The sequence below is a fragment of the Streptomyces sp. NPDC087844 genome, assembly GCF_044742785.1.
Classification (GTDB): Bacteria; Actinomycetota; Actinomycetes; order Streptomycetales; family Streptomycetaceae; genus Streptomyces.
The window spans coordinates 99,202-105,236 of sequence record NZ_JBIUVD010000031.1; the positions used below are offsets into that span (position 1 = coordinate 99,202).

Sequence of the window (6,035 nt, forward strand, 5' to 3'; positions counted from 1 at the left end):
CGACACCAATGCTGTGACGCTTAGTTCAGGTGTTGATTTAAGTAATGAATCAACTGCTCGGCAACCCGTCGGACACGACTTCTTTACGGCGCTGCTCGTGGGCCGGGTGTCGGGGGAGAGGTCTTGGTCCGGGCGGGAGACGCATACGAAGGCCGGACGGATGGAAACACACCGTCATGGAACACACCGGCGTGGGACAAGGCACCGTGGAAAGCAGCAGCGGGGAACACCCCGGCCTGGACATCGAGGCGCTCCGCGAAGACACCCCGGGTACCGCGCACCGGGTGCACCTCAACAACGCGGGAGCCGGGCTGCTCACCCGGCGGACCCTCGCGACGATGATCGCCCATCTGGAGCTTGAGGCGGACATCGGCGGATACGAGGCCGCCCGCCAGGAACGGGACCGCATCGACGCCACCCGTACGGCCATCGCCCGACTGGTGGGCGGGCAGCCCGACGAGATCGCGCTCTTCGACAACTCCACGCACGCGTGGAACGCCGCCTTCTACTCGATGACCTTCACGCCGGGCGACCGCATCCTGACCGGCCGGGCGGAGTACGGCAGCAGCGTACTGGCCTATCTGCAGACCGCCCGGCGTTTCGGTGCCGAGATCGTGGTGGTCCCCGACGACGAGTACGGCCAACTCGACACCGCGGCGCTGGCCGCACTGATCGACGAGCGCACCAGGCTCATCGGCGTCACCCACATCCCCACGAGCGGCGGACTGGTCAACCCGGCGCACGAGATCGGCCGGATCGCGCGAGCCGCCGGCGTGCCCTTCCTGCTCGACGCCACACAGTCCGTGGGGCAGTTCCCCGTCGACGTCACCCGGATCGGCTGCGACATGCTCACCTCCACCGGCCGCAAGTTCCTGCGGGGCCCGCGCGGCACCGGCTTCCTGTGGGTCCGCCGCGAGGCCCTGGAGTACCTCGACCCGTTCGTCAGCGACATCGAGGCGGCCACCTGGGACGGCGAACGGGGCTTCACCTGGCACGCCGGCGCACGGCGCTTCGAGAGCTGGGAAGCGAGCTACGCGAATGTACTGGGGCTGGGAGCGGCCGTCCGCCAGGCCCTGGACCTGGGCATGGACTCGATCGGGGAGCGGGCCGTCGCCCTCGGCGCGTATCTGCGCCAGGGCCTCGACGCTCTGCCCGGCGTCAGGACGTACGACCTCGGCCGGGTCCGGTGCGCCATCGTGACCGCGAAGGTCGACGCCGTGCCCACCGCGGACGTCGCCGCGGCGCTCGCGCGGCAGGGGATCAACGTGAGCACCACCGTCCCCGAGCACACCCAGTTCGACACGGAGGTGCGCGACGTCCACCCCCTGGTACGCCTCTCACCGCACTACTACAACACCCATGCCGAACTGGACCGGGCCGTGGAGGCCGTCGCCGAACTCGCGCGCAAGGCCGGGTGACCGGTCGGCGCCCTCATGCCCTCCCTCGTCATCCCCTTCCTCGTCCCATGCGGCCCGTCATTCCATGCGGCGCTGCTCCTCGTCGCTCCAGGCGCGGGTGTCCCGGGGCGGAACATAGGGCTCCTCGGTGTCCGGCAGGCCGCCCGCGATGGCGCGCTGCCGTGCCATCTCGGAGTCGAACTCCAGCCCGAGCAGGATCGCGATATTGCTGATCCACAGCCAGATCAGGAAGACGATGACACCGGCGAGCGTGCCGTAGGTCTTGTTGTACGAGCCGAAGTTGGCCACGTAGAACGCGAACCCGGCCGAGGCGATCATCCAGATCAGCAGGGCCAGCACGCTACCGGGAGTGATCCACTTGAAGCCGCGGCCCTTCACGTTCGGTGTCGCCCAGTAGAGAAGGGCGATCATGATCGTGACGAGCACGACCAGCACCGGCCACTTCGCGATCGACCACACCGTCAACGCCGTGTCGCCGATGCCCAGCGCGCCGCCCGCCTCGCGGGCCAGGCCACCGGTGAACACCACGATCAGCGCGCTGATCACCGTCAGCACCAGGAGCACGACGGTCACGCCCACGCGAATGGGCAGCACCTTCCAGACGGGGCGTCCCTCCGGCATGTCGTAGACGGCGTTGGCGGAGCGGATGAAGGCCGCCACATAACCGGAGGCCGACCAGACGGCGAGAACGACACCGACCACCGCCATGACGGAGCCGATGCCGCCCCGGCCCTGCAACTGCGTCACCGCGTCGCTGATGATGTCCCGCGCGGAGCCGGGAGTCAGTTTCTTGAGGTTGTCCAGGACCTCCTGGGTCGCCGACTTGCCGGCGATGCCCAGGAGCGAGACCAGGAGCAGCAGCGCGGGGAACAGCGAGAGCACCCCGTAGTACGTCAGTGCCGCGGCCCTGTCGGCAAGCTCGTCGTCCTTGAACTCCTTGACCGTGCCTTTGAGAACGGCCAGCCATGACCGCTTCGGCAACTCGTGGAGCTTGTCCGGTGCCCGTTCCTCTATGTGCTCCGCCGGGCCCGGAGTCTGCTGCTCGGATTTCGGTGTCCTTGACATATCGGCCGGGTATCCCGCGCCGCCCCGCCCATGCGCCGACCGGCGGCGAGGACTGCTGACCGGAAGCAATGGCTCCATCGAGTTGTAGGAAGACGCTCATCGGGTACCCGCCGCGCCGAGACGAGATCCACGTGGAAAGGAGCCACCTGATGAGCACGGTCAAGGAAGCGGTCGAGGTCGAGGTCCCCGTCAGCGTCGCCTACAACCAGTGGACCCAGTTCGAGGAGTTCCCGAAGTTCATGGAGGGCGTGGAGGAGATCAGGCAGGTCGACGACCGCCACAACCACTGGACCACCAAGATCGGTGGAGTGAAGCGCGAGTTCGACACGGAGATCGTCGACCAGTTCCCCGATGAGCGCATCACCTGGCGCACCACCAGCGGTGACACCAGGCAGAAGGGCACGGTCAGCTTCCAGCGGCTGGACGACACGCGTACGCGGGTGCAGCTCGTGATGGACGTGGAGCCGACCGGGGTGGCCGAGAAGGCCGCCGACATGACGGGGACGATCGACCGCCGGGTGAAGGGGGACATGCGGCGCTTCAAGGAGTACATCGAGCAGCAGGGCGGCGCGTCCGGTTCCTGGCGCGGCCGCGTCACGCCCGGCTGACCACGCCGCGCACCACGTGCGGTGCGTAGCGGGGGCCAGGCCGGAGCAGCAGGGCGAACGACCGGAGCAGTAGAAGGAACGGACCGGGAGGCCGGACGGATGTTCGAGGGTTTCGATTCCGAGGTGGTCCGGCTCCAGGAGTCGTCCGCATTCGTCCGCCACGGCGGAGAGGGGCCGCCCGTCGTCCTGCTGCACGGCCACCCCAGGACCTCCGCGACCTGGCACCGGGTCGCTCCCCGACTGGTCGAGCGGGGCTTCACCGTCGTCTGCCCCGACCTGCGGGGATACGGCCGCTCGCGTGGTCCGGCGTTCACCGCCGACCACGCGGGTTACGCCAAGCGCGCTGTCGCGCAGGACGTGGTGGCGGTCATGCGCCACCTCGGTCATGAGCGGTTCATGCTGGCCGGGCACGACCGCGGAGGCAGTGTCGCGCTGCGTCTGGTCCTCGATCACCCCGAGGCGGTCCGGCGCGTGGCGCTGATCGACTGCCTCCCCCTCAGCGAGCACCTGTCCCGTATCACCGCGAAGTTCGCCACCGAGTGGTGGCACTGGTTCTTCTTCGCGCAGCCGGACATCCCCGAGCGCGTCATCAACGCCGATCCGGACAGCTGGTACCACGGCGACCCGCGGAGCATGGGGCAGGAGAACCACGACGAGTGGCGCGAAGCCATGCGAAACCCGGACGTGGTCCGGGCGATGCTGGAGGACTACCGGGCGGGGCTGACCGTCGACAGGGAACATGAGGAGGCCGACCGGGCCGCCGGAACACGGATCGCGTGCCCCGCGCTGGCGCTCTGGTCGCTCCGGGACGACCTGGAGGACCTCTACGGCGACCCGTTGAAGATCTGGGCCGACTGGGCCCCCGATGTACGCGGCCACGGAATCGACTCCGGCCACCACGTGGCCGAACAGGCTCCCGACGAACTGGCCGAGTCGTTGACCGACTTCTTCCACCCCTGACCAGACCACCCAGGAAGGGCCACGACGCAGCCCCCACCTGTGTATCTCGCCGGGGCTTCCCCCAGCCCCCAGGGGCACGACGAACTGCGCACCCGGCCACGACCGACCCGCAGCCGCACCCCCGAACGCACACCCTCACTCGGGCTGCCCTACGCATCTCGGCAGGGCTCGTCCCCCAGCCCCCAGGGGCGCGGGGAACTGCGCACCCGACCACGACCGACCCGCAGCCGCAAAGGCACCCCTGCAAGCACACCCTCACTCGGGCTGCCCTACGCATCTCGGCAGGGCTCGTCCCCCAGCCCCTAGGGGCGCGGGGAACTGCGCACCCAGCCACAGCCGACCCGCAGCCGCGAACACCCCCTCAAGAACAAGAATGTCCTCAAGAACAAGAACGCCCCGGTGGACGGTGGGCGAATCCCTCAGACGTCGACGTAACAGCGAACGACCGTGCCGTCGGGGCCGGTATGAACGCGTACCAGATCCATGAGGTAGTTCACCAGCAGCAGGCCCCGCCCGCCCAGTTGCGCAGGCGGGGAAGGCCGCCGCCCGGCGAGCGGATCCTTCAGCTGCCCCCCGTCGCGCACCTCGCACACCACCTGACCGTCCTCGGCCCACACATACACCGTCCCCGAACCGCCGCCGTGCACCACGCTGTTAATGGTCAGCTCGGCCACGACCAGCGCCAGATCGTCCAGCCGGACGCCGGACAGACCGAACCGCTCGGCGCGCTCGGCCACGAAGCCCCGGGCCGCCGGCAGGCCGTCCGCCCCGAAGGCGTAACCCTCCGCCGCCTCCGCGACCGGCAGGGGTTCGTTGTAACGCTGCACCACCCGCTCGGGCGCGTAGGACGGACTGTTGCGCTGCCGGCCGTTGGAGATCACGACGGGATGCGTCGCGTACGCGTCGGTCAGCACCTGCTCGCTGAGCCCGGCCTCGTCGTACGGACAGAGGATCGTCACTTCCCGGCCCTCGAACGCCGAGTTGATCAGTGCCTCGTGCTGCACGCAGGCCGGGTACTCCACGCCGGTGCGTTCGGGCCAGATCGGCTCGCCGATGATCCGGACCCGTGTCCTCGGGTGGGCGTCGGCGAAGACGCGCAGCACCTTGGGGATGATCCGTCCGGGGTTGCGTCCGGCCTGCGTCATGTCGATGAAGCGCACATCCGTGGCGGCCTCGCCCAGGGCTGAGCGCAGGACGTCCAGCTTCGGGCCGGGCACGGCGACCGCCACCGGTTCACCGGCCGCCAGACCCTCACGGATGAACGGCACAGTGCCGTCCACATACTCCTCCTCGCCCCGGTAGAAAAGGGCGGGATGCACGAACGACTCGGAGGGCGGGGCCGTCATCGCGCCACCACCTCGACGCCCGGCAGGTCGGGCCAGAACATGTCCAGTACCCGTTCCACGGCGGCAGGCGGCTGTTCGATCATGATGCGACGTCCTTCGGGAAGACCTTGAGCCGCCACCGCGAGGGCGGAGACACCGGCGACGTCGACGAAGGTGACCGCCGAGAGTTCCAAGTGGCACACCTCCACATCCTCCAGAGCCAGCCGGTCCAGCGTCCGTTCCCAGGCCGTGCGCGTGGCCAGACTGACCTCGCCCGCGGCCTGCCAGCCCGTCCGGTCGGCCAGTGGCCGCACCTGGAGAGTGCCCGTGGACCGTGCGGACGACACGTCCGGCGGGTCCGCCTCCCACGCTCTGTCCACGCTGACCACCCCTGGAGTGTCGTCGTTTCCACCCCATTATTCCCTCTCCGCGACCCCCGTGAAGCCACCAGGGCAAGGAAGATCCGATCGGGTGCCGCTCCTGCGCTGCTCCTGTGCCGCTTCCGTGGTGGGACACGGACCGGTTTCCGCTTCCCGGCGCGGGGGAAGCGAAAACCAGGGCTGCGCCTAGGGCCTGTGTGATGTCGTGATCAGTCAGTTGCCTTCAGCAGGTCGTTGATCCAGATCATGGAGGCGCGGAGGTGGAGGCCTGCGAGGTAG

6 protein-coding genes are annotated in these 6,035 nt (G+C 69.0%); 3 read left to right on the forward strand and 3 right to left on the reverse strand.

The genetic code is table 11. The features are described from left to right. The first annotated feature begins 176 nt into the window (after positions 1-176). Positions 177-1,418 (forward strand): aminotransferase class V-fold PLP-dependent enzyme, encoded by a 1,242-nt coding sequence (locus tag ACIOKD_RS38725; protein WP_402092948.1) that lies wholly within the window; start codon positions 177-179, stop codon positions 1,416-1,418. A 57-nt stretch (positions 1,419-1,475) separates the two neighbouring features. Here ACIOKD_RS38725 and ACIOKD_RS38730 read toward each other — a convergent pair whose 3' ends face one another. Continuing rightward, positions 1,476-2,483 carry a YihY/virulence factor BrkB family protein gene (locus tag ACIOKD_RS38730; protein WP_402092950.1) on the reverse strand — a complete coding sequence of 336 codons (1,008 nt, stop codon included), beginning with the start codon at positions 2,481-2,483 and terminating at the stop codon, positions 1,476-1,478. Positions 2,484-2,632: 149 nt separating this feature from the next. On the opposite strand from ACIOKD_RS38730, the gene ACIOKD_RS38735 reads away from it, so the two are divergent. After that, entirely contained in the window at positions 2,633-3,091 is a 459-nt protein-coding gene (locus ACIOKD_RS38735; RefSeq protein ID WP_402092951.1) for an SRPBCC family protein, read from the forward strand. Between the two features lie 99 nt (positions 3,092-3,190). After that, positions 3,191-4,051, forward strand: a complete 861-nt coding sequence (locus ACIOKD_RS38740; RefSeq protein WP_402092952.1) for an alpha/beta fold hydrolase — start codon at positions 3,191-3,193, stop codon at positions 4,049-4,051. 419 nt (positions 4,052-4,470) lie between these two features. Here the strand turns inward: ACIOKD_RS38740 and ACIOKD_RS38745 are convergent, their stop codons facing one another. Next, a complete protein-coding gene (locus ACIOKD_RS38745) occupies positions 4,471-5,397 on the reverse strand; it encodes an anti-sigma factor RsbA family regulatory protein (protein ID WP_402092954.1) in 927 nt (308 codons plus the stop codon). Next, positions 5,394-5,756: an STAS domain-containing protein gene (locus ACIOKD_RS38750; protein ID WP_402092955.1), complete on the reverse strand. Its 363-nt coding sequence runs from the start codon at positions 5,754-5,756 to the stop codon at positions 5,394-5,396. Before ACIOKD_RS38750 ends, ACIOKD_RS38745 begins: the two co-directional genes overlap by 4 nt. Between the last annotated feature and the right edge of the window lie 279 nt (positions 5,757-6,035).